Source organism: Geodermatophilus amargosae (assembly GCF_041028265.1).
GTDB classification, from domain to species: Bacteria; Actinomycetota; Actinomycetes; order Mycobacteriales; family Geodermatophilaceae; genus Geodermatophilus; species Geodermatophilus amargosae_A.
This window is the reverse complement of the sequence record NZ_JABGCW010000010.1, coordinates 192,496-214,201: the sequence shown is the minus strand read 5'-3', so window position 1 is coordinate 214,201 and position 21,706 is coordinate 192,496. Positions and strand designations below refer to the sequence as shown.

The 21,706-nt window shown below is 75.8% G+C and carries 24 protein-coding genes; 8 read left to right on the top strand and 16 right to left on the bottom strand.

Annotated elements, in window-relative coordinates:
- Window positions 1-54: 54 nt before the first annotated feature.
- The 8 genes from HLV61_RS14095 to HLV61_RS14060 form a co-directional block, all read right to left on the bottom strand.
- Window positions 55-909, bottom strand: a complete 855-nt coding sequence (locus HLV61_RS14095) for an ABC transporter ATP-binding protein (protein WP_369256443.1) — start codon at window positions 907-909, stop codon at window positions 55-57.
- Window positions 906-2,012 (bottom strand): FecCD family ABC transporter permease, encoded by a 1,107-nt coding sequence (locus tag HLV61_RS14090; protein WP_369256441.1) that lies wholly within the window; start codon window positions 2,010-2,012, stop codon window positions 906-908. Before HLV61_RS14090 ends, HLV61_RS14095 begins: the two co-directional genes overlap by 4 nt.
- Entirely contained in the window at window positions 2,009-2,992 is a 984-nt protein-coding gene (locus HLV61_RS14085; protein WP_369256439.1) for a FecCD family ABC transporter permease, read from the bottom strand. The genes HLV61_RS14090 and HLV61_RS14085 overlap by 4 nt, the downstream gene beginning before the upstream one ends.
- Before the next feature lie 175 nt (window positions 2,993-3,167).
- Complete coding sequence (locus HLV61_RS14080; protein WP_369256437.1) at window positions 3,168-3,884, bottom strand: mycothiol-dependent nitroreductase Rv2466c family protein; 717 nt, start codon at window positions 3,882-3,884, stop codon at window positions 3,168-3,170.
- A gap of 112 nt (window positions 3,885-3,996) precedes the next feature.
- The gene (locus HLV61_RS14075) at window positions 3,997-4,491 is read right to left on the bottom strand and encodes a glutathione peroxidase (RefSeq protein ID WP_369256435.1); all 495 of its coding nucleotides are present in this window, start codon (window positions 4,489-4,491) and stop codon (window positions 3,997-3,999) included.
- Between the two features lie 54 nt (window positions 4,492-4,545).
- Window positions 4,546-4,953 (bottom strand): DUF2237 family protein, encoded by a 408-nt coding sequence (locus HLV61_RS14070; protein ID WP_369256433.1) that lies wholly within the window; start codon window positions 4,951-4,953, stop codon window positions 4,546-4,548.
- Between the two features lie 98 nt (window positions 4,954-5,051).
- On the bottom strand, window positions 5,052-6,434 hold the full coding sequence (locus tag HLV61_RS14065; protein WP_369256431.1) for a hypothetical protein: 1,383 nt from the start codon (window positions 6,432-6,434) through the stop codon (window positions 5,052-5,054).
- 90 nt (window positions 6,435-6,524) lie between these two features.
- Window positions 6,525-7,466 (bottom strand): hypothetical protein, encoded by a 942-nt coding sequence (locus HLV61_RS14060; protein ID WP_369256430.1) that lies wholly within the window; start codon window positions 7,464-7,466, stop codon window positions 6,525-6,527.
- 175 nt (window positions 7,467-7,641) lie between these two features.
- Between HLV61_RS14060 and HLV61_RS14055 the strand changes: the two genes are divergently transcribed.
- Entirely contained in the window at window positions 7,642-9,624 is a 1,983-nt protein-coding gene (locus HLV61_RS14055; protein ID WP_369256428.1) for an acetoacetate--CoA ligase, read from the top strand.
- Here HLV61_RS14055 and HLV61_RS14050 read toward each other — a convergent pair.
- Genes HLV61_RS14050 through HLV61_RS14040 form a run of 3 tightly spaced genes read right to left on the bottom strand, consistent with a single transcriptional unit; the run spans window position 9,621 to window position 11,469 of the window.
- Window positions 9,621-10,298, bottom strand: coding sequence for an NUDIX domain-containing protein (locus HLV61_RS14050; RefSeq protein WP_369256426.1), 678 nt, complete (start codon window positions 10,296-10,298; stop codon window positions 9,621-9,623). The genes HLV61_RS14055 and HLV61_RS14050 overlap by 4 nt on opposite strands.
- Window positions 10,295-10,672 (bottom strand): DUF4406 domain-containing protein, encoded by a 378-nt coding sequence (locus HLV61_RS14045; RefSeq protein ID WP_369256424.1) that lies wholly within the window; start codon window positions 10,670-10,672, stop codon window positions 10,295-10,297. Before HLV61_RS14045 ends, HLV61_RS14050 begins: the two co-directional genes overlap by 4 nt.
- Window positions 10,669-11,469 (bottom strand): DeoR/GlpR family DNA-binding transcription regulator, encoded by an 801-nt coding sequence (locus HLV61_RS14040; protein WP_369256422.1) that lies wholly within the window; start codon window positions 11,467-11,469, stop codon window positions 10,669-10,671. The genes HLV61_RS14045 and HLV61_RS14040 overlap by 4 nt, the downstream gene beginning before the upstream one ends.
- 166 nt (window positions 11,470-11,635) lie before the next feature.
- Here HLV61_RS14040 and HLV61_RS14035 point away from each other — a divergent pair, with 166 nt between their 5' ends.
- The gene (locus tag HLV61_RS14035; protein ID WP_369256420.1) at window positions 11,636-12,892 is read left to right on the top strand and encodes an acyl-CoA dehydrogenase family protein; all 1,257 of its coding nucleotides are present in this window, start codon (window positions 11,636-11,638) and stop codon (window positions 12,890-12,892) included.
- Window positions 12,893-12,938: 46 nt separating this feature from the next.
- Here HLV61_RS14035 and HLV61_RS14030 read toward each other — a convergent pair whose 3' ends face one another.
- A complete protein-coding gene (locus tag HLV61_RS14030; RefSeq protein ID WP_369256418.1) occupies window positions 12,939-14,180 on the bottom strand; it encodes an MFS transporter in 1,242 nt (413 codons plus the stop codon).
- A gap of 151 nt (window positions 14,181-14,331) precedes the next feature.
- Between HLV61_RS14030 and HLV61_RS14025 the strand changes: the two genes are divergently transcribed.
- Window positions 14,332-15,618, top strand: coding sequence for an MFS transporter (locus tag HLV61_RS14025; protein WP_369256416.1), 1,287 nt, complete (start codon window positions 14,332-14,334; stop codon window positions 15,616-15,618).
- On the opposite strand, the gene HLV61_RS14020 is transcribed toward HLV61_RS14025, so the two are convergent.
- Window positions 15,602-17,314 carry a glycoside hydrolase family 13 protein gene (locus HLV61_RS14020; RefSeq protein ID WP_369256414.1) on the bottom strand — a complete coding sequence of 571 codons (1,713 nt, stop codon included), beginning with the start codon at window positions 17,312-17,314 and terminating at the stop codon, window positions 15,602-15,604. The two genes, HLV61_RS14025 and HLV61_RS14020, sit on opposite strands and share 17 nt — an antisense overlap.
- A 114-nt stretch (window positions 17,315-17,428) precedes the next feature.
- Here HLV61_RS14020 and HLV61_RS14015 point away from each other — a divergent pair, with 114 nt between their 5' ends.
- From HLV61_RS14015 to HLV61_RS14005, 3 genes are all read left to right on the top strand, one after another.
- On the top strand, window positions 17,429-17,809 hold the full coding sequence (locus HLV61_RS14015) for an FKBP-type peptidyl-prolyl cis-trans isomerase (protein WP_369256412.1): 381 nt from the start codon (window positions 17,429-17,431) through the stop codon (window positions 17,807-17,809).
- A gap of 145 nt (window positions 17,810-17,954) precedes the next feature.
- On the top strand, window positions 17,955-18,962 hold the full coding sequence (locus HLV61_RS14010; protein WP_369256410.1) for a cation diffusion facilitator family transporter: 1,008 nt from the start codon (window positions 17,955-17,957) through the stop codon (window positions 18,960-18,962).
- A 28-nt stretch (window positions 18,963-18,990) separates the two neighbouring features.
- Window positions 18,991-19,683, top strand: a complete 693-nt coding sequence (locus tag HLV61_RS14005) for a DsbA family oxidoreductase (RefSeq protein ID WP_369256408.1) — start codon at window positions 18,991-18,993, stop codon at window positions 19,681-19,683.
- A gap of 74 nt (window positions 19,684-19,757) precedes the next feature.
- Here the strand turns inward: HLV61_RS14005 and HLV61_RS14000 are convergent, their stop codons facing one another.
- Entirely contained in the window at window positions 19,758-20,000 is a 243-nt protein-coding gene (locus HLV61_RS14000) for an acyl carrier protein (RefSeq protein ID WP_369256406.1), read from the bottom strand.
- A 68-nt stretch (window positions 20,001-20,068) separates the two neighbouring features.
- The gene (locus HLV61_RS13995) at window positions 20,069-20,314 is read right to left on the bottom strand and encodes a hypothetical protein (RefSeq protein ID WP_369256404.1); all 246 of its coding nucleotides are present in this window, start codon (window positions 20,312-20,314) and stop codon (window positions 20,069-20,071) included.
- A gap of 73 nt (window positions 20,315-20,387) precedes the next feature.
- On the opposite strand from HLV61_RS13995, the gene HLV61_RS13990 reads away from it, so the two are divergent.
- Entirely contained in the window at window positions 20,388-20,729 is a 342-nt protein-coding gene (locus tag HLV61_RS13990; RefSeq protein WP_369256402.1) for an ArsR/SmtB family transcription factor, read from the top strand.
- On the top strand, window positions 20,726-21,271 hold the full coding sequence (locus tag HLV61_RS13985; RefSeq protein ID WP_369256400.1) for an SRPBCC domain-containing protein: 546 nt from the start codon (window positions 20,726-20,728) through the stop codon (window positions 21,269-21,271). The genes HLV61_RS13990 and HLV61_RS13985 overlap by 4 nt, the downstream gene beginning before the upstream one ends.
- A gap of 12 nt (window positions 21,272-21,283) precedes the next feature.
- On the opposite strand, the gene HLV61_RS13980 is transcribed toward HLV61_RS13985, so the two are convergent.
- A complete protein-coding gene (locus tag HLV61_RS13980; RefSeq protein WP_369256398.1) occupies window positions 21,284-21,706 on the bottom strand; it encodes a hypothetical protein in 423 nt (140 codons plus the stop codon).

The following is a 21,706-nucleotide window of genomic DNA, read 5'->3' as shown; positions in this document are numbered from 1 at the left end:
GAGGCATAGGAAGCTCTCCGCACGTCCTGCGCGCCAGGACGTGCGGAGAGCTTCCTATGCCTGGTCCTGGCGGCGGAGGCGGCGGACGGGGACGACCATCGGCGACCCGGCCACCGGGTCGGGCACCACGCGCGCCTCGAGGTCGAAGACGTCGGCCAGCAGCTGCTCGGTGAGCACCTCGTGCGGCGTCCCGGAGGCGACCAGGACGCCGTCGCGCATGGCCACCAGCCGCCGCGCGTACCGGGCGGCGAGGTTGAGGTCGTGCAGCACGACGACGACGGTGCGCCCGCGCTCGGCGTGCAGCCGGGCCACGAGCTCCAGGACGTCGATCTGGTGCGACAGGTCCAGGTACGTCGTCGGCTCGTCGAGCAGGATCAGGTCGGTGCCCTGCGCGAGCGCCATGGAGATCCACGCGCGCTGCCGCTGACCGCCGGAGAGCTCGTCCACCGGCCGGTCGGCGAGGTCGCCCATGTCGGTCCAGCTCAGCGCCTCGGCCACGACGGCCTCGTCCTCGGCCGACCACTGACGCAGCCAGCTCTGGTGCGGGTGCCGCCCGCGGGTCACGAGGTCGGCGACGGTGAGGCCCGCCGGAGCGACCGGCGTCTGGGGCAGCAGGCCGAGCACGCGGGCGACCTCGCGGGTCGGCGTCCTCGCGATCGAGCGGCCGTCGAGCAGCACCTGCCCGGCCGCCGGGCGCAGCAGCCGGCCCAGCGCGCGCAGCAGGGTGGACTTGCCGCAGCCGTTGGGTCCGACGATCGCGGTGAACGAGCCGTCGGTGAGCGTGAGGTCCAGCCCGTCGACGACGACGCGGTCGTCGTAGGCCAGCCGCAGCCCCTCGGCGGCCAGGCGCACGCGCCCGTCGGAGGGCGGCGCGGACAGCGGGGGCGCGGCGGAGGTGGAGGTCGTCATGCGGGGGTCCGCCTCCCGCGGACGAGCAGCCAGAGCAGGTAGGGGGCGCCGACCGCGGCGGTGAGGATCCCCACCGGCAGCGCCTCGGGCAGGACGGTGCGGGTCAGCAGGTCGGCCCCGGTGACCAGCGCCGCGCCGCACAGCGCGGAGGCCAGCAGCGGCGGCCGCGAGCCCCCGGTCAGCCGGACGGCGACCTGCGGGACGATCAGCGCGACGAAGGCGATCGGCCCGGCCGCGGCCACCGCCGTCGCAACCAGCAGGACGGCCACCACGACGACGGCGGCCTGGGCCAGCGACACCCGGACGCCGAGGCCGCGGGCGGTGTCGTCGCCGAACTGCAGCACGCCGAGCACGCGGCCGGCGGCCAGCGCCAGCGGGACGAGCACCGCCAGCGAGAGCAGCAGCGGTACCGCCTGGTCCCAGGAGCGGGCGTTGAGCGAGCCGGTGATCCACACGTAGGCCGCCGAGGCGTCGTAGATCTGTGCGCGGGTGAGCAGCCAGTCGGTGAGCGCCTGCCCCGCGGACCACAGCGCGATGCCGACCAGCACCAGCCGGAAGCCGTCGAGGCCGGACCGCCAGGCGAGGGTGAACAGCAGTGCGCCGGCTCCCAGCGCGCCGAGCAGCGCCGCCAGCGGGACGCCGAGGCCGCCGAGCAGCGCCCCGGCCGACCCGCCCGACAGCGTGATCGCCGCGACCGCCCCCACGGAGGCGCCCTGCGTGATGCCGAGGACGTCCGGGGAGGCCAGCGGGTTGCGGGCGAAGGTCTGGAACAGCGCCCCGGCCAGGCCGAGGGCCATCCCCACGAGCACGCCGACGAGCGTCCGCGGCGCCCGCAGGTCCAGCACGACGAAGCGCTGGTTCTGCTCCCCGGCGCCGACCAGGGTGCGCAGCACGTCGCCGATGCCGATCGGGTAGTCGCCGCGGCCCAGGCTCAGCGCGCCGAGCACCACGACGACGGCGGACGCGACCACCGGCACGACGACGGCGCGCCAGCGGAACCGCGCCGACACCGGCCCGAGGCGCAGCGTGACCGCCCGGCCGGCGGGGCGGCCTCCGGGGTCGGGCGGCGTCGTCTGCCGGATGGTGTCGACGGTCGCGGTCACAGGGTCGCCGTCCGCCGGCGGCGCACCAGCGCCACGAAGAACGGGGCGCCGAGGAGCGCGAGCACGATCCCGACCTGCAGCTCGCCGGGGCGGGCGACCACCCGCCCGAGGACGTCGGCCATCAGCAGCATGGCCGCCCCCAGCAGGCCGGCGCAGGGCACCAGCCAGCGGTGCGCCGGGCCGGTGAACGCGCGGGCGACGTGCGGGGCGACCAGGCCGACGAAGGCGATCGGCCCGCAGGCGGCGGTGGCCGCGCCGGCGAGCAGCGTCGTCGCGCCGAGCCCTGTCAGGCGCGCCAGCCAGATGCGCTGGCCCAGGCCGCGGGCGACGTCCTCGCCGAGGCCGAGCAGGTCGAGTGCCGGCGCGTTGAGCAGGGCGAGCACCAGGCCGGCGGCGATGAACGGCGCGACCTGCCAGGCGACGTCGGCACCGCGGCCGGCCAGCGCGCCGACCACCCAGAACCGGAAGGCGTCGAGGGAGTCCGAGTCGCTGATGAGCATGGTGCGGACCAGCGCGAACAGCAGCGCGCTCAGCGCCGACCCGGCCAGCGCGAGGGTGACCGGCGTGGCTCCGCCGCGTCCGGCCGACCCGAGCACGTAGACGGCGACCGTGCCGGCCAGCGCCCCCGCGAAGGCGAACCAGACGTAGCCCGCCGGGGTGCCGACCCCCAGCAGCACGATCGCCAGGACGACGGCGAACGAGGCGCCGGCGGTGACCCCGAGCAGGCCGGGGTCGCCGAGCGGGTTGCGGGTGTGCCCCTGGATCAGCGCGCCGGAGACGCCGAGCGCGGCGCCGGCCATGAGCCCGAGCGCGGTGCGCGGGACCCGCAGGTCCCACACGATGACCGCCTCCTCGGTCCGGAGCGAGCGGTCGGTGAGCGCGGTCCAGACGGTGCCGGGCCCCAGCGGGCGGGAGCCGATCGCGATGCTGGCCGAGCACGCGGCGACGACCAGGAGCAGCAGGGCGACCAGACCGAGCACGCGACGCCGGGTGCGGACGGTCCGCACGGCACGCGCCGGGGTCCCCGGGGTCGCCGCGGGAGCGCGGGTCGCGCTGGGGACGGACACCGGGCAGCTCCGGACGCTCGAGTTCAGGCGACGGGATCAGGCAAGGCTCACCTTATTCCCCGCGACGGGGCCGGTCACCCGCGCGGGCTCACCGCTTCGTGCGGCGGCTCCCGCCGTGCCAGTCCTCCTGCACGCCGGCCTCCCCGGGCGCGACGCCGGCGGAGACGAGCTGCGGGCGCTCCCGCAGGCTCCGCTTGAGCTCGGCGAACCCGGGGAAGCGGGCGAGCCCCACCACGTGGTCCCACAGCTCGGCCGCCCGGTCCTCCGGCGGTACCCGGCTGATGACCGGGCCGAAGAAGGCCACGCCCTCCGGTGGCTCGAAGTGCAGGATCGGCGTCCCGACGTCCTTCCCGGTCAGCGCCAGCGCCTCGTCGGTCTCCGCCTGCAGCACGGCGTCCCAGCGGTCCTCGTCGAGGTCGGCGGCGAGGTCGGTCGGCAGGTCGGCGCGCTCGAGCACGGGCTCCAGGTAGCCGCGGGTGCCGCGCTCGGCGGCCGTGCCGGGCCGGTCGGGCTCGGTGTCGTGGATCCGCTCGCCGAGGCGTTCGTACAGCGTGCCGACCGCCGCGCGGCCGTGTTCCTCGCGCGTGCGGGCGGCCACCCGCAGCAGCCGCAGACCGGCGGTGTGGCCGGCCTCGTACTCGGGCGGGAACTGGCTGTCGTAGTCGACGTGCGCGTTGAGCAGCCGCAGCGAGATGAACCGCCAGTCGACGTCGTACTCGCGCTGCGCCGCGACGGTGCGGACCCACCGGCTGGTCAGCCACGCGAACGGGCACACCGGGTCGAAGTAGAAGTGCAGGTCGGCCATGCGGGTGATGCTGCTCCGCTTCGGGCGCTCCTGCGGTGTCCTGCCCCCTCGTACGGCGTCGCAGGACCGCAGGGGCAGGTGGAACACCGCACGACCTCGGCCGAGCAGGTGGTCAGCGGGGGAGCAGTGCCTCGATCGCCGTCCGGACCTCGGGCGCACCCGGGTCGGTCATCGGGCGGAACCGCGCGACCACCGCGCCGTCGCCGTCGACCAGGAACTTCTCGAAGTTCCACTGCACCGGCCCGGCCTCGCCGGCGGCGTCGGGCGCCTCGGTGAGCCGCTGGTACACCGGGTGCGCCTCCTCGCCGTTCACCTCGACCTTGCCGGTCATCGGGAAGGTGACGCCGTAGGTGGCCGAGCAGAACCCGGCGATCTCCTCGGCCGTGCCCGGCTCCTGCCCGGCGAACTGGTTGCACGGGACGCCCACGACCGTGAACCCGCGCGGGCCGTACTCCTTCTGCAGCTCCTCGAGCTGGGTGTACTGCGGCGTCAGGCCGCACCGGCTGGCCACGTTGACCACCAGGGCCGGACGGCCGCCGGTCAGCGCGCCGAGTGTGGTGTCCGCGCCCTGCAGGGTCGAGACGGGCAGGTCGAGCAGGTCGGTCACGGGGACTCCTCGCAGGCGGGGCCGGTCACCGCAGGAGCGCGCGGGGTGCCCGGCTCATTCCAGCTCGCTGGCGTCGTCGGGCACGTCGACGGCGTACTGGCGCAGCGCCGACAGCGGCACGATCTCCAGCGACCGCTCGTTCGTGGCCGCCAGGACCACGCCGGCGGCGGCACCGGCGCGGTAGGCCTGCAGCCACCGGGCGGCGACGACGCACCAGCGGTCACCGGGTCGCAGACCCGGGAAGCCGTACTCCGGCCGCGGGGTCGTCAGGTCGTTGCCGAGCTCGCGCTGCAGTGCCAGGAACTCCCGGGAGACGACCGTGCAGACCGTGTGGCTGCCGAGGTCGTCCGGGCCGGTGCGGCAGGAACCGTCCCGGTAGAAGCCGGTCAGCGGTTCGGTGCCGCACGCCTCGAGCGTCCCGCCCAGCACGTTGCGTTCGGTCCTGGGCTCCGGCTCCGTCACGACGGCGATCGTCGCAGGGAGCGGGGGGGTGCGCCCGTCCGCGGGCCCGGCCGGCGAGGATGCCGGCCGGGCCCGCGGTGCGGGTCAGGCGGCGCCGGTCAGACGGCGTCCTCCCGGCGTCGGCCGGCGAGGGTCAGGCCGGTCCCCAGCGCGAGGGCGAGCAGGGCCGCCCCGAGGGCGGTCGCCGTCTCCGTGCCGGTGTAGGCCAGCTGCCCGGTGTCCCCGGAACGGTCCGACGCCGCCCAGGTGCCGGCCGACCAGTGACCGCTCGCGGACGCCGGCCGGACGATGCCGTGACCGGTGCCGGTGCCGGTGCCGGTGCCGGTGCTGATGCCGGTGCCGGCGTCGTCCCGCGGGCCCGTGCTGCCCGAGCCGGTCTCCGAGCCGTCCTGCGGCGTGCCGGGGTCCTGCGGGCCGTCAGGGTCGGTCGGGTCCGTGGGGTCGGTCGGGTCGGTGACGTCGGTCGCCGGCGAGCAGTCGGCGACGGCGTCGCCGAGCAGGCCGAGGCCCAGGCCGCACACGGTCACCGGGACGTCGACGTCGAGGCCGCCGTCGGAACCGTCCCCACCGGTGCCGGGACCGTCGGTGCCGCCGGTGCCGTCCGGCGTGCACCCGCCGAGGGCGTCGCCGAGCAGGCCGATCCCGTTCCCGCAGACGGTGACCGGCAGGTCCACGTCGATGCCGCCACCATCACCGGAGCCGGAGCCGGAGCCGGAGCCGGAGCCGGAGCCGGGCGTCGCCGGGGTGCAGTCCCCGGCGGCGTCGCCGAGCACGCCGGCGCCGTTGCCGCAGACGGTCACGGGGACGTCGACGTCGAGCAGGCCGCCGTCGGCGTCCGAGCCGGAGCCCGCACCGGGAGCTGCCGGGGTGCAGTCCCCGGCGGCGTCGCCGAGCACGCCGGCGCCGTTGCCGCAGACCGTCACGGGGACGTCCACGTCGAGCAGGTCGCCGAGCGGGCCGGCCTCGACCGGGGCGGGCGCCGGGGGAGCGGCCGGGGTGCAGCCGCCGAGCGCGTCGCCGAGCACGCCGACGCCGTTGCCGCAGACCGTGACGGGCACGGTCACCGCGCCGTCGGGGGTGGCCGGGGCGGTACCGCTCGCCTCGGCGTCGCCAAGCACGCCGACCGCGTTGCCGACGACGGTCACCGGCACCACGACGTCTGCCGGCGCGGTGCTGCCGGGCGCCGGCGCGGCCGGCTCCTGGGTGGCCGTGCCGCCGGCGACGGAGGCGGCGTTGCCGCCGATCGTGACGGGCACGGAGACGGCGACCGGGCCCAGGTCGAGGGCGAGGTCCTGGGAGACGGCGGGCAGGTCCAGTCCGCCGATCGGGGTGCCGGTGTCGAGGACACCGAGCGCGTTGTCGGTGACGGTGACCGGCACCGTCACGTCGAGGTCGTCGGCGGTGGCGACACCGGTGCCGAGGGCCACGAGGCCGCCGGTCATCAGTGCCACGCGCAGGGCGCGGGTGGCCCAGGGGTACATGGCAGTTCTCCTGACTGAGGTGAGGACCGCGTCCCGGACGGGACGGCGGGGCGTGCGCTGCGACCGGCGCGGAGGCCGGGAGCGCGTTCCTCAGTCGGGGGAGCTGGCGGGGTCGACCGGATCGCCGGCGGCGGCGTCCCGGGCCTCGGCGGCGGCGGCCTGCGCGGCCGCCGGCGGCGCGACGTGAACGGTCGCGCCGAGGTGGGAGGAGGGCTGGTCGCGGTCGGAGCCGGTGCTGCCGGCCGCGGTGCCCGGGGACGCCGGGACGGCCGGCGCCACGGGGGCGGCCGGCGCGAGCGGCGCGGCCGGGACCACCGGGGACCGGACGACGGCGGGCGAGCCGGCGGCGGTCCGGGCGGTGCCGGATCCGCCGGTGGACCGGGCCGTCGTGTCGCCGCCCGGCAGGTCCGCGGCGTCGGCGTCCACCCCGGCCGGGGCGGACGCAGCGGTGGCGTCGGCGGCGATCGCGGCCGTGGTGGTCGCGGCCGGGGCGGCGACGTCGACGGTGCCGGGAGCGGGCGTCAGCACGCCGGCGACCGGCGGGAGGGCGTCGGTGACCGGGGTCAGCACGTCGGTGACAGGGGTCAGCGCGTCGGTCACCGGCGACAGGGCGTCGGTGACCGGCGACAGGGCGTCGGTGACCGGCGACAGGGCGTCCGTGACTGGCCGCAGCACCTCCGTCACCGGGGTGACCACCGGCGCGACGGCGTCCGTCACCGGCGCGACGACGTCGCGCAGCGGTGCCGTGACCGGCGCGACCGCCTCGGCCACCGGCGTCAGCACCGGCGCGGCCGCCTGGGTCACGGGTGAGACGGCGGGCGGGACGACGGGTCGGACGACCGCCTCCACGACCTGGTCCACCGGTGCGGTGACCGCCCCGAGCAGGCCGCCGGGCGGCGGTTCCTCGGCCGCGGCGGCGGACGCGCCGGCCAGCCAGACCCCGGCACCGAGTCCGGCGAGGACGAGGGTCCGTCCACCCCACCGGCGCAGGCGGGCACGACGGCCCGGCAGCAGCACAGGACGCTCGGCCATCGCACCTCCCCTCGGTGCCGTCGGACACAGTGCTCACTCATTGGAGCCGGTTGGTCACAGAGCGCGCCACCTGGACGCCGTCCCCCGATGGGGTGGACCGCTCGGGCCGGACGGTCACGTTCCGTGAGTGGCGGTACCGGTCCCGCCGTCCCGCGGGCGGTGGCAGGGTGGTCGTGTGACCGCTGACACCTCCCCCGCGCCGGTGCTCTGGCAGCCCACCCCGGAGGGCCGGGAGGCGACCCGGCTCGCGGCCTTCGCCCGCGAGGTGGCCGCCCGTCGCGGACTCGACCTCGACCCGACCGACTACGACGCGATCTGGCGCTGGTCGGTCGAGCACCTCGACCAGTTCTGGGCCGACGTCGCGGTCTGGTCGGGCGTCCTCCCCGAGCGCGTGCCCGACGACCGCGTCCTCCCCCGGCGCGGGATGCCGGGCGCGCAGTGGTTCCCGGACTCGTCGGTCAACTACGCCGAGCAGGCCCTGCGGCACGCCACGGACGAGCACCCGGCACTGATCGCCGTCACCGAGGACGCCGAGCCGGTCGAGGTGTCCTGGGCGGAGCTGCGCGGGCAGGTGGGCGCGTTCGCCGCGACCCTGCGCCGCCTCGGCGTGCAGCGCGGGGACCGCGTCGCCGCCTACCTGCCCAACACCGCGGAGGCCGTGGTGGCCTTCCTCGGCGCGGCGTCGATCGGCGCGGTGTGGTCCTCCTGCGCGCCGGACTTCGGCACCCGCGCGGTCCTCGACCGCTTCGCCCAGATCGAGCCCACCGTGCTGGTCGCCGTCGACGGGTACCGGTTCAACGGCAAGGCCCACGACCGGCGGGAGGTCGTCGCCGAGCTGCGGGCGGCGCTGCCGACCGTCCGGGCGACGGTCGCGGTGCCCCGCCTGTTCCCCGACGAGGTGCCCGAGGGGGCGCTGAGCTGGGCCGACGCCGTCGCCGACCGGCAGGACCCGGTGTTCGAGGCGCTGCCGTTCGAGCACCCGCTGTGGATCGTCTACTCCTCGGGCACCACGGGGCTGCCCAAGGGGATCGTGCACGGCCACGGCGGCGTCGCCCTCGAGGAGCACAAGCAACTGGGCCTGCACGGCGACGTCGGCCCCGGCGACCGCTTCTACTGGTACGCCTCCACCGCCTGGATAATGTGGAACATCGCCACCTCGGCGCTGCTGCGCGGCGCGACCGTGGTGGTCCACGACGGCGCACCGGCCCACCCCTCGGTCGACGCGCAGTTCGCCCTCGCCGCCCGCACGGGGATCACCTACCTGGGCACCAGCGCCGGGTACCTCATCGCCTGCGAGAAGGCGGGCGTCCGGCCGGGGGAGACGCACGACCTCTCGGCGCTCCGGGTCATCGGGTCCACCGGCTCGCCGCTGCCGGCGTCGGCGTTCCACTGGGTGTACGACGCGGTGGGCGGCGACGTCTTCCTCAGCTCGGCGTCCGGCGGCACCGACGTCGCCACCGGCTTCATCGGCAGCACGCTGCTGCTCCCGGTGACCGCCGGCGAGCTGCAGCGTCCGATGCTCGGCGTCGCGGCGGCGGCGTGGAACGAGGACGGCGAGCCGGTGGTCGGCGAGCTCGGTGAGCTGGTGGTCACCGAGCCGATGCCGTCGATGCCGCTGTACTTCTGGAACGACCCCGACGGCACCCGCTACCGCGAGGCCTACTTCGAGCCGTGGCCGGGCGTGTGGCGGCACGGCGACTGGATGGAGGTCACCGAGCGCGGCACCTGCGTGATCACCGGCCGCTCCGACTCGACCCTCAACCGCGGCGGCGTGCGCATGGGCACCGCCGACATCTACGCCGCCGTCGAGTCCTTCCCGGAGATCGCCGACTGCGTCGTCCTCGGCGTCGAGCAGCGCGACGGCGGCTACTGGATGCCGCTGTTCGTGCAGATGGCACCCGGCGCGGAGCTCACCGACGAGCTCGTCGGCCGCATCCGCGCCGCGATCCGCAGCTCCGCCAGCCCGCGGCACGTCCCCGACGAGATCCTGGTGGCCCCCGGCGTCCCGCACACCCGGACCGGCAAGCGGCTGGAGGTGCCGCTGAAGCGGCTGTTCCAGGGCGTGCCGCCGGAGAAGGCGGTCAACCCCGGGGCCGTCGACGACGCGTCGCTGGTCGAGCACTACGTCGCGCTGGCCCGGGAGCGCGGGGTCCGCTAGACCCGGAACGGCCCGCGCAGCGCCGCCCACTGCAGCAGCAGGACGGTCTTGGCGTCGGCGATCCGACCGTCGCCGGCCATGGCCAGCGCCTCGTCGAACGGCAGCTCGAGCACCTCGATGTCCTCGCCCTCCTCGGCGAGCCCGCCGCCGGCCGACACCCGGTCGGCCGGGGTGTACGGGCCGGCGAAGAAGGCCAGCCGCTCGGTCACCGACCCGGGGCTCATGAACAGGTCCGGCAGCCGGGTGAGCGCCCCGACGGCGACGCCGAGCTCCTCCTCGGCCTCCCGGCGGACCGCGGCCTCGGCGTCCTGCTCGTCGAGCAGCCCGGCGGCGGTCTCGACGAGCATCCCGTCGGGGGAGCCGTTGACGTAGGCGGGGAACCGGAACTGGCGGGTGAGCAGGACGGTCCGGCGGTCGGTGTCGTGGAGCAGGACGGTCGCGCCGTTGCCGCGGTCGTGGGTCTCGCGCTGCTCGGTGCGCCAGCTGCCGTCGCGGCCGCGCCGCGCGAGCGTCGTCCGGCGGTTGACGTACCAGGAACTGGAGAGCACCTCGACGTCCCGCACGACGACGTCGGGGTTGCCGGTGAGGTCGCGCCCCACCAGGTCCAGGCCGGTCCGGCCCCGCGCGTCGGGCACGTCCACACCCGGGACGCCGCGGCCCAGCACGCCGGTCACCGGGACACCGCCGGCACCTGGTCGACGCCGGTGTAGACCGCCGCGCCGCGGGCGCGGGCGAGCTCCACCATCTCGTCGGACCCCGCCGAGGCCCCGGGCAGCCGCAGCACGGCGTCGCAGCGGGCCACCAGGCGCCGTCCCATCGGGTGGAAGACCTCGTCGAAGGCGGCGTCGCCCACCCGGGTGGACCCCGCGAGCCCGGCCAGCGGCAGGGCCAGGTCCTCCCCGTTGACGGCGAGGTGCCCGGCGCGGAACAGCTCCAGGCAGGCGAGCTGGATGGCCCGGTGGTTGGCCGCGATCTTCTCCGGGTCGTCGCCGGTGCCCCCGCGGTAGGGGCCGGCGACGAGGATCATCAGGGGCTGCTGCTCTGTCATGCGAGGTCGACCTCCACGCCGGCGTCGTCGAGCGCGGCGAGGGTCTCCTGCGCCGCGGGGGTGAGCTGCGGGTCGCGGGCGCTGGCGTCCGTGACCAGGCGGCCGACCGCGTCCAGCGGTGCGACCGAGGCGAAGGCGCGCACGCCGAGCTTCGAGGCGTCGGCGACGACGAGGGTGCTGCGGGCCTGCTGCAGCCCGACCTGCTTGACCGCGGCGTCCTCGAGGGTGAACTCCGACCAGCCGGCCGAGGCGCTGACCGCCCCGATCGACATGACGAAGACGTCGAAGGTGAGCTGCCGCAGCACCGCGGCGGTCAGCGGCCCGGCCAGGCTGCGCTCGCCCGGCCGCGACTCCCCGCCCACGACGAGCAGCCGGATGCCGGGCCGGTCGGCCAGCGCGTCAGCCACCGGCAGGCTCACGACGGCGGCGGTGAACGGGCCCTCCCCGGCGGCGGCGCGATCGACCAGGGCCCGCGCGACGTGCACCGTCGTCGTCCCGGCGTCGAGCAGCACGGTCGCGCCCGGCTCGACGAGGGCGGCGGTCGCCCGGCCGATCCGCTCCTTGAGGCCGGCCTGCCAGCCGGCGCGGGCGGCGAAGCCCGCGGAGCTGTCGGGCCCGGTGACGGCGACGGCGCCGCCGCGCACCCGCTCGACCAGCCCGCGGGCCTGCAGGGCGTCGAGGTCGCGGCGGACGGTCATCTCCGAGACGCCGAGGCGGGCGGCGAGGTCGGGGAGGGAGGCCCGGCCGGCGTTGCGCACCAGCCGCAGCGTCACGTCGAGTCGGTCGGGGACGGCCACGGCAGCAGTTCTACCAGCAACGTGTGAGGTGTGTGAAGTAGTTGTTCACTCGACGGGGAGGAGGGTGCGGTCGGTCACGGTCGGCGCCCGCGCCGTGCGCTGCCCGGGAGGGGGCAGCAAGGTGGACCGGGACGGTCCCCCGACCCCGGAGAGAGGCCCCGCGACGATGACGTCGAGCCAGGAGCGCCCCACCGGGCTGCTCGAGCCCCAGCCGCCGGCACTGCTGCCGCCGTGGCACACGCCCGAGCGGGAGGCCCTGCAGCTGCAGGCCCGCCGGTTCGCCGCCGACGAGGTGCTGCCGGTCGCCAACGAGCTCGATCCGCAGAAGGGGCTGCTGCCGGAGTCGCTGCTGGCCCGCACGGCCGAGCTCGGCTACTTCGGCATCACCGTGCCGGCCGAGCACGGCGGGCTGGGACTCGGCGTCTTCGAGTACTGCATGGTCTCCGAGGAGCTGGCCCGCGCCTGGATGAGCAGCGCGAGCATCCTGGCCCGCTCGCAGGGCCTCGGGACGGCGGTGGCCGACGCCGCCCGGCGCGAGGAGCTGCTGCGCCGCAGCGCGAAGGGTGAGTGGATCGGCGCCATCGCGCTGTCCGAGCCCGACGCCGGCTCCGACCTCGCCGGCGTCTCGACCCGGGCCGTGCTCGACGGCGACGAGTGGGTGGTCACCGGGCACAAGCGCTGGTGCGGCAACGCCGAGGCCGCGGACTTCATCCAGGTGCTGGTCCGCGAACGCGACCCCGAGCCGGGGGAGTCCCGGTCGAAGGGGCTGGTCAACCTGCTGCTGGAGAAGGAGCGCGGCTCGTTCCCGGCCGGGCTCACCGGCACGCCGATCGACAAGATCGGCTACCACGGCTTCCTCACCTGGGACCTCGTCTTCGACGGCGTCCGGATCCCGGCGGCCAACGTCGTCGACGAGGCGGCCGCCAGCGACGAACAGGGGGAGGCCGCCGCGCGCGCCGGCTTCGCGGCCGCCCAGGCGTTCCTCAACACCGCCCGGGTGCACACCGCCGCCCGCGCCGTCGGCCTGGCCCGGGCCGCGCTCGAGGACTCGGTGGTCTACCTGCAGGAGCGCGAGCAGTTCGGCCACCCGATCGGCGACTTCCAGGCCCTGCGCTTCGCCGTCGCCGAGATGGCCGCGCAGATCGAGCAGGCCCGCGCCTTCTACCGGCAGGTGGCCCACCTGATCGACCTCGGCGTGCGCTGCGAGCGGGAGGCCTCGATGGTCAAGCTCGAGGCCACCGAGATGGCGGTCCGGGTGACCAACCAGGCCATGCAGCTGCACGGCGGCAACGGCTACACCACCGAGCGGCAGGTGGAGCGGCACTGGCGCGACGCCCGGCTGACCACGATCTTCGAGGGCACCAGCGAGATCCAGAAGCGGATCATCAGCGACCGCCTGCTGCCCCGCTCGCCCCTCACCTGAGTCCGGGGTCCCGCCTTCCGCGCGCGGAAGGCGGGACCCCGGGGGCTCAGGTCGTGGTGACGGCGGCGTCGTCGGCGTGCCCGACGTGCCCGAGCTCCCGCCAGACCAGCACGAGCAGCGCCGCCGAGCCGACGAAGGCGAACCAGAAGGGGCCGGTGACGCCCCACACCCGGGCGACGACGCCGCCGACGGCCTGGCCGACGAGGATGCCGCCGAGGACACCCATCGCGTAGAGGCTCCCGACCCGGCCCTGCAGCGCCGCCGGCACGGCACGCATCCGCACCGTGCGCGACGTCGTCCCCCAGACGAACGCGTGCACACCGAAGACGAACAGCACCGAGGCGGCCACCCAGGGCGTGGTGGTCAGTGCCAGGCCGGCGTGCACCAGCGTCTCGATGGTCAGGCCCACCCGCATGAGCGTCGCCATGCCGACGTGCCGCTCGAGCCAGTCGTAGGACGCCGTCCCGACGATGCCACCCAGCGCCCCGACCGTGGTGAGCAGGCCGAAGCCCGCCGCGCCGAGGCCCAGCCGCTGGTCGGCGTAGAGCACGAGCACCGACCAGGCCGCGCCGTAGGTGACGTTGAACAGCACGATCGTGAGGGTCAGCGTCCGCACCGCCGCGTTGCCCCACGTCCAGCGCAGCCCCTCGGCGATGTCCCGGCCGATGCGGGCCCGCCCCGGCGGGCGCTCCGGCCGGGGGACCCGCATGCGCCCGATGAGCACCGCGCCCAGCGCCACGAGCACAGCCTGCGCCAGGAACGGCCAGGCGGCGCCGGCCAGGAACAGCACGCCGCCGACGGCGGGACCGGCGAGCTGGTTCATCGTCAGCGTGCCCGCGGTCAGCCGCGCGTTGCCGGTTCCCAGGTCGGCGCGGTCGACCACCATCGGCAGCAGGGTGCCCGCCGCGGTGTCGGCGAAGACCTCCGCGGTGCCGAGGACGAACAGTGCGGCCAGCACCGGCAGCAGCCCGACGTCGGCGGTGAACAGCGCGGTGGCCAGGACGGCGAGCACCCCGGCCCGAGCGAGGTCCACGGCCATGACGAGCACCCGGCGGTCCACCCGGTCGGCCAGGACGCCGGCGTGCAGACCGAACAGCAGCCACGGCAGCTGCTGCAGCAGGGCGCCGAGGGCGACCAGCAGCGGGTCCTGCGTCCGCGCGGCCACCAGCAGCGGCCCGGCCGCCAGCGCCACGCCGTCGCCGAGGTTGCCCACCCAGGACGACGCCATCAGCCAGCGGAACGCCGTCCCCATCCGGGCGGGGAGCACCGCCTCGACCACCCGGCCCACGAGGAGGGGACCCTAGGCGGGCGCCGCGCCCGGAGCCACCGGCCGACCGTTCCTGCGCTCTCCGCGATAACCGGCTGCTCCTGTCGCCCCCGTCGGCGAGCATGGGTCCCGCGGGCGCCGACGGAGCGCCGCACCCCCGAGGAGGAACCCGATGGCCGGCCTGCCGCGCGCCCTCGCGCCCCTGCGGCACCGCTCCTACCGCCTGCTGGCCGGCTCGATGGGGCTCTCGCTGCTGGCCCAGGGGCTGTGGACGGTCGCGCTGGTCTGGCAGGTGGTCGACCTCGGCGGCGGGCCGGGCGCCCTGTCGCTGGCCACCGCGCTCTCGGCCGGCGGCATGCTGGCCAGCACCCTGCTCGGCGGCGCGCTGGCCGACCGCGTCCCGCAGCGGCGGATCCTGCTCGGCGTCGCGCTGCTGCAGACCGCCGCGGTCGGGCTGGTCGCCGTCCTGTCGCTGGCCGACGCGCTGGCCCTCGGTCCGCTGGCCGCGGCCGGGCTGGCGCAGGGGATCGCGATGGGGCTGTACTACCCGGCCTACTCCGCGCTGCTCCCGGGCCTGCTGCCGGCCGGCGACCTGCTGGCGGCCAACGGCCTGGAGGGCGTCGTCCGCCCGGGGCTGGCGATGGCGGCCGGTCCCGCGGCTGGCGGCCTGCTGGTCGCCGCGTTCTCGCCGGGCGCGGCGCTGCTGGCCACGGCGCTGACCTCGGCGGCCGCGGCGGCCTGTGTCGCCGCGCTGCCCACCACCCCGGTGCGCCGCGACGACCTCGGCGCCGGGCTGCTCGCCGACGTCCGCGAGGGCGTCGCCTACATGGTCCGGACGCCGTGGCTGCTGGCCACGCTGCTGTTCGCCTCGCTCATGGTGCTGGTGCTCATGGGCCCCTTCGAGGTCCTGGTGCCCTTCGCCGTGCGCGACCAGGCCGGCGGGGGACCGTCGGAGCACGCGCTGGTGCTGGCCGCGTTCGGCATCGGCGGCGCCGTCGGGTCGGCCGTCGTCGCCTCGTTCCGGCTGCCGCGGCGCTACCTGACGGTGATGAACCTGCTGTGGGGGCTGGGCTGCGTGCCGATGGTCGTCTTCGGCTGGACCTCGCAGCTGTGGGTCATGATCGCCGCGGCCGGGGTGCTCGGTGCGGCGTTCGAGGCCGGCACCGTCATCTGGGGCACGCTGCTGCAGCGGCGGGTGCCCCCGGCGCTGCTCGGCCGCGTCTCCAGCCTCGACTTCTTCGTGTCGCTGGCGTTCATGCCGCTGTCCATGGCGCTGGCCGGCCCGGTCAGCGGGGTGGTCGGGCTGACCGGCACCTTCCTGCTGGCCGGTCTCGTGCCGCCGGTGCTCGCGCTGGTCGCCGTCCTCGCCTGGCGGCTGCCCGCCGACGAGATCGCCCACCCGCTCGACGTCCCCGCCGCGGAGGCGTCCGAGCCCGAGGCGGTCACCGAGCCGGTCTGAGCACCCTCGCCTCCCACGGGCGGAGCACGGCGGGGTCGTCCTCGGGCAGGTTGCCGAGGACGACCCCGGCGCCCACGGCCTCCGGCAGCAGCTCGGCCAGCGGCTGCGGCGTCGGGCCGAGGTTGCAGACGACGAGCAGCGTGTCGCCGTCGAGGCTGCGGGTGAACGCGTACACGTCGTCGTGGTCGGGCAGCAGCATGGTGAAGTCGCCCAGCGCCACCACCGGGTCCTCGTGCCGCAGCGCGATCAGCGCCCGGTGGTGGGCGAAGACCGAGGTGGGGTCCGCGCGTTGGGCGGCGGCGTTCCACTCGGCGGAGTCGGGGTGGACCGCGATCCACGGCGTCCCGGTGGTGAAGCCGGCGGTCGGCGAGGCGTCCCACTGCACGGGCGTGCGCGCGTTGTCCCGGCTCGACTGCCGCAGCGCGCCGAGCACCTCGGCGGGGTCGGCGCCGTGCGCCACGGCCTGCACGTGGTGGTTGAGCGACTCGACGTCGCGGAACTGCTCGAGCGCGGTGAACGGGAAGTTGGCCATCCCGATCTCCTCGCCCTGGTAGACGTAGGGCGTCCCGCGGTGCAGGTGCAGCAGCGTGGCCAGGCAGGTGGCGGAGTCCCGGCGGTACCGCGGCGAGTCGTCGCCGAAGCGCGACACCGCCCGCGGCTGGTCGTGGTTGTCCCAGTAGAGGCTGTTCCAGCCGACGTCGGCCAGCCCCGCCTGCCAGCGCCCGAACGAGGCCTTGAGGTCGCGCATCCGCAGCGGCCGGGGGTGCCACTTGTCGCCGTCGTAGTCGAGCTGGACGTGCTCGAACTGGAACACCATGTCCACCTCGGCCCGCGCCGGGTCGGTGTAGAGGCGGGCCTGCTCGGGGGTGACGCCGGGCATCTCGCCCACCAGCAGCAGCGGCTCGGGGTGGCCGGCGAAGACCTCGCGGTGCATCTCCTGCAGGTACTCGTGGATGCGCGGGCCGTTGTAGAAGTACGGCGTCCCGTCGCCGTAGGGGAGGCCGGGCAGCTGGGGCCCGTCCTGCAGGTGGCCGTCCGGGCCGACGTCCTTGCTGATCATGTTGATGACGTCCATGCGGAAGCCGTCGACCCCGCGGTCGAGCCACCACCGCATCATCGCGTACACCGCCCGGCGGACCTCCGGGTTCTCCCAGTTCAGGTCCGGCTGCTTCCACGCGAACAGGTGCAGGTAGTACTCGCCGCTGGCCTCGTCGTACCGCCACGTCGAGCCGGAGAAGTGCGAGTGCCAGTTGGTCGGCTCGGCGCCGGGCTGCCCCGCCGCCATGCCCTCCCGCGGCGGGCGCCACCAGTACCAGTCGCGCTTGGGCGAGTCCCTCGACGACCGCGACTCGACGAACCAGGGGTGCTCGTCGCTGGTGTGGTTGACCACCAGGTCCATGAGCAGCCTGATCCCGCGCGCGTGCAGCGCGGCGACCAGCTCGTCGAACTGCTCCAGGGTGCCGAACAGCGGGTCGATGCCCTGGTAGTCGCTGATGTCGTAGCCGTTGTCGGCCTGCGGGGAGGGGTACACCGGCGAGAGCCAGACGACGTCGACGCCGAGGTCGGCGAGGTGGTCGATGCGCTGCAGGATCCCGCCGAGGTCACCGATCCCGTCGCCGTCGGAGTCCTGGAACGACCGGGGATACACCTGGTAGACGACGGCGCGGGTCCACCACGGGGGCTGCTCGACGGTCACCGCGACAGCCCAGCACCCCGGGCGCCCGTCCGCACCCGCGCGGCCCCCCCGGCGCCGCTGGTTGGATGGCCGGGACCCGTCGGGAACCACCCGGCACCTGATCGAGGAGGACCGATGGCCCAGCCCCTGAGCCGTCCCGACGTCGAGCCGCCCACCGGCCCCGCGCCCGCCGACCTGGTGATCGAGGACCTCGTGGTGGGCGAGGGCCAGGAGGCCAAGGCCGGCGACCTGATCAGCGCGCACTACGTCGGCGTGACCCACGACGGCGGCGAGCAGTTCGACGCCTCCTGGGACCGCGGCGACCCGCTGGAGTTCCGCCTGGGCGTCGGCATGGTCATCCAGGGCTGGGACGAGGGCATGCAGGGCATGCGCGTGGGCGGCCGCCGCCGACTGACCATCCCGGCGCGCAAGGCCTACGGCGACCGCGGTGCCGGCGGCGTGATCCAGCCCGGCGCGACGCTCGTCTTCGTCGTCGACCTCGTCGGCATCCGCTGATCCGCGCAGTCGTGCTCTGCACACCGGTGTGGGCAGAGCACGACTGCCGGCACCGGACCCCGGCGGCCCGCTCGTTGGGGCCGGGTCGGCCGCGTCACTCCGGCCGGACGGTTGTACCGGACAACCACGGGGCACCGCAGGCGCCATGAGCGAGCCGGTGCCCACCCGTGACCACGCCCTCGCGACGGAGGGCTCCGGTGGGGAGTCCGGCGGCGGGGAGTCCACCGCCACCGTCGTCGTCGCCGGCCTGGCCAACCTCGGCATCGCCGTCGCCAAGCTGGTCGGCGGCCTGATCAGCCACTCCTCGGCGATGCTGTCCGAGGCGGCGCACTCGGTGGCCGACACCATCACCGAGGTCCTGCTGTTCATCGCGCTCAAGCGCGGCGACAAGGCACCCGACGCCCGGCACCCGGTCGGCTACGGCCGGGAGACCTACTTCTGGGCGCTGCTGGCCTGCCTGGCCACCTTCACCCTCGGCGCCGGCTTCTCCTTCTACCAGGGCGTCGAGACGATCCGTGAGGGCGAGGAGCAGGGCTCCCCGACGATCGCCTACGTCGTCCTGGCCCTCTCCTTCGTCCTCGAGGGCGCCTCCTGGCTCAAGGCCGTGCGCCAGGTGCGCAGCTCGGCGAGGAAGTGGGGGACGACGCCGCGGCGCTACCTCGCCGAGACGACCGACACCACGGTCAAGGCCGTCACCTTCGAGGACAGCGCCGCGCTCGTCGGCCTCGTCCTCGCCGCGCTGGGCCTCTTCCTCGAGCAGGTGACCGGCGACCCGGTGTGGGACGGCATCGCCGCGATCCTCATCGGCGTCCTCCTCCTGGTGGTCGCCGGATCCCTGGCCCGCACGAACGTCTCGCTGCTCATCGGCCAGTCGATCGCCCCGAGGCTGCAGGACGAGCTGCGCGCCGAGATCGCCGGGCTCCCGCAGGTCGACGACGTCCCCGTCCTGCTCACCACGGTCATCGGCCCCGGGCAGCTGGCCGTCATGGCCAAGGTCGACTTCGCCGACACCGCGACCGTCGCCGACATCGAGCGGGCCTCCGACGAGGCCGAGCGGCGGCTGGTCGCCCGTCACGAGGGCGTCCGCTACGTGTTCCTCGACCCCACCCCCGGCGACGGGCGGGCCAGGGCAGAGGTGCGCCGGCCGGAATGAGCCCGTCCGGCCCGCCGTTGACCGGGCCGTGCGCATCGAGGTGTGGTCCGACGTCGTCTGTCCGTGGTGCTACATCGGCAAGCGCCGGCTGGAGACCGCGCTGGAGCGGTTCCCGCACCGCGACGCGGTCGAGGTCGTCTGGCGGTCCTTCCAGCTCGACCCGTCGGCCCCCGAGGGCGAGACGCACGCGACCCTGCCGGCGCTGGCCGCCAAGTACGGCCGCCCGGTCGAGGAGATGCGGGCGATGATGCGGCACGTCGAGGAGACCGCCGCCGATGAGGGCCTGTCCTACGACCTCGCCAACGGCGTCAGCGGCAACACGCTGCTGGCCCACGAGCTGACCCACCTGGCCGCCACCCACGGGCTGCAGGGCGCGATGGAGGAGCGGCTGTTCTCCGCGTACTTCGAGGAGGGCCGCCCGGTCTTCGACGTCGACGCGCTGGTCCCGCTCGCCGTCGAGGTGGGCCTGGACGAGGCCGAGGTGCGCGCGGCGCTGGCCGACTCCCGCTTCCGCCCGGCCGTCCTCGCCGACGTCGCCACCGCGCAGGCGCTGGGTGCCACCGGGGTGCCGTTCTTCGTCGTCGACCGGAAGTACGGCGCCTCGGGCGCCCAGCCGGCCGAGCTGCTGCTGCAGGTGCTCGAGCGGGCCTGGGCCGACGCCCACCCGCTGGTCACCGTACCCGCCGCCGAGGGCTGCGACGGCGACACCTGCGCCGTCTGAACACGCCCGAGGGCCCCTCACCCCGCGGCAGGAACGGCCATTCCTGCCGCAGGTGAGGGGCCCTCGTCGTACCGCTACTGGGTGGCGGGGCCGCCCTGTTCGGTGCCGGAGATGTTCCGGAGCAGCTCGTGGCAGCGCTTCGCGCGCGCCGAGTCCTGCTCCATGACCTCGCGGAAGAAGGCGGCGACGTCGTCCAGGCCGGCGTTCTCGGCGTCCCGGACGTACTGGCCGTAGTCGTGCCCGGCCTTCAGCGAGTGGTACTGCACGGAGATCAGGTCGAACGTGACGTCCTCGAAGCCGGTCTCACCGGTGGCCATGGCGACCTCCTCGTCGTGGGGGTGGGACGCCGGTCCAGATGCCCCGCGGGAACGGAGCGAAACAGCGCTCAGGCGGGGTTGCGCGGCGCCTCGGGGGACGCGCCGCCGGTGACGTCCCCGCCGCCGGCGTCGTCGGCCAGGGTCTGCCCGGCCGTGGTCTCCGGGTCGTCGGCGGCGAGCTCGTCCTCGACGGTCGACGCCGGGTCGTCGTCGGTCGAGGCCAGGTCCGCGCCCTGGGCGTGGGCGCCGGGGTCGGCCTGCGTCGTCCGGGGGTCGTTCAGCGGGTCCGGGACGTCGGGGTCGGTGACGGTCATGCGTCCTCCCTGCCCCCGTCGCCTGAGCGGCAACCCCTCGCCAGACGCGTAAGCCGCGTGTTACACATCCGGGGTGGAGGCGCTCGCGGCACTCGCGGACCCGACGCGGCGGCAGCTCCTGGCGCTGCTCCGGGACGGCGAGCTGCCCGCGGGTGAGCTGGCCGGCCGGTTCGCGGTGAGCCGCCCGGCGATCAGCCGGCACCTGCGCGTGCTGCGCGAGGCCGGGCTGGTCTCCAGCCGGGTCGAGGGCCGCCGGCGGCTCTACGCGATCGACCCGCGCCCGCTGCGGGAGGTCGACGACTGGCTGGAGTCCTACCGCGACCTGTGGGCGCAGCGGTTCGACGCCCTCGACACCGAGATCGCCCGCGGCCGCCGGGCCCGGGTCCGCACCCCGACGGACGGAGATCCCCCGTGACCGACCCGCAGAGCCCCGCAGACCTGCAGAGCCCCGCCGATCCGCCCGTCAGCCGGCGGGGTGTGGTCACCGAGATGCCCGACGGCCGGCTCCGGCTGGAGTTCCGCCGCTCCTGGTCCGACGGGCCCGACGACGTCTGGGCCGCGCTCACCGAGCCCGACCGGCTGTCGCGCTGGTTCGGCACCTACGAGGGGGAGCGCGCCCCCGGCGGCCGCGGGACCCTGACGATGACGCACGAGGACCAGCCGGTCGGCGAGGCCGTGCAGATCACCGAGTGCGACCCGCCGCGCAGGCTCGTCGTCGAGTGGGCCGAGCAGCAGGACTGGCGGATCGAGCTCGCCCTCGCCGTGGAGAGCGGCCGGACGACGCTGCACTTCGTCCAGGTGTTCGCCGCCGGCACCGACGTCACCGACTTCGCCCTCGGCTGGCACTGGTACCTCGACAAGCTCGACGCCACGGTCGGCGGGCGGACCGGACCCGGCGACTGGGACACCTTCCTCGCCGCGACCGGCCCGCAGTACGGCCGGGCGCCGCAGACCTGAGCCCCGCGGCGGCTACGGCCGGACGCCGGAGGCCCGGGCGCCGAGCGCGGCCATCGCCGCGGCGGCGGCCAGGCCGACGGCGACCACCGCCGTCTCCGCCCGCTCGGCCCCCGCGGGAGTGAGCCGGTGCCGGACGAGCCGCTCCTGCAGGTAGCCCGGCACCAGGGCGGCGCCGACCCAGGCCAGGACGGTCGCCGCCCGGGGGTCGGGCCGGGCCGCCAGCCGCGCCAGCGCCCCGGCGTGCACCGCCACCGTCCACGCCGGCGGGCTCAGCGCCGTCCCGGCCCACCACGAGTCCCGGCCGACGGCGTCCCGGGAGCCGGCGAGCACGGGCGTGTCGAAGGCGCGACGGCGGCGCAGCGCGAGGACCTGGCCGGCGACGTCCGCGCCCAGCTGGACGGCCGACGCCGCCAGCAGCGCCCGGCGGGACCCCAT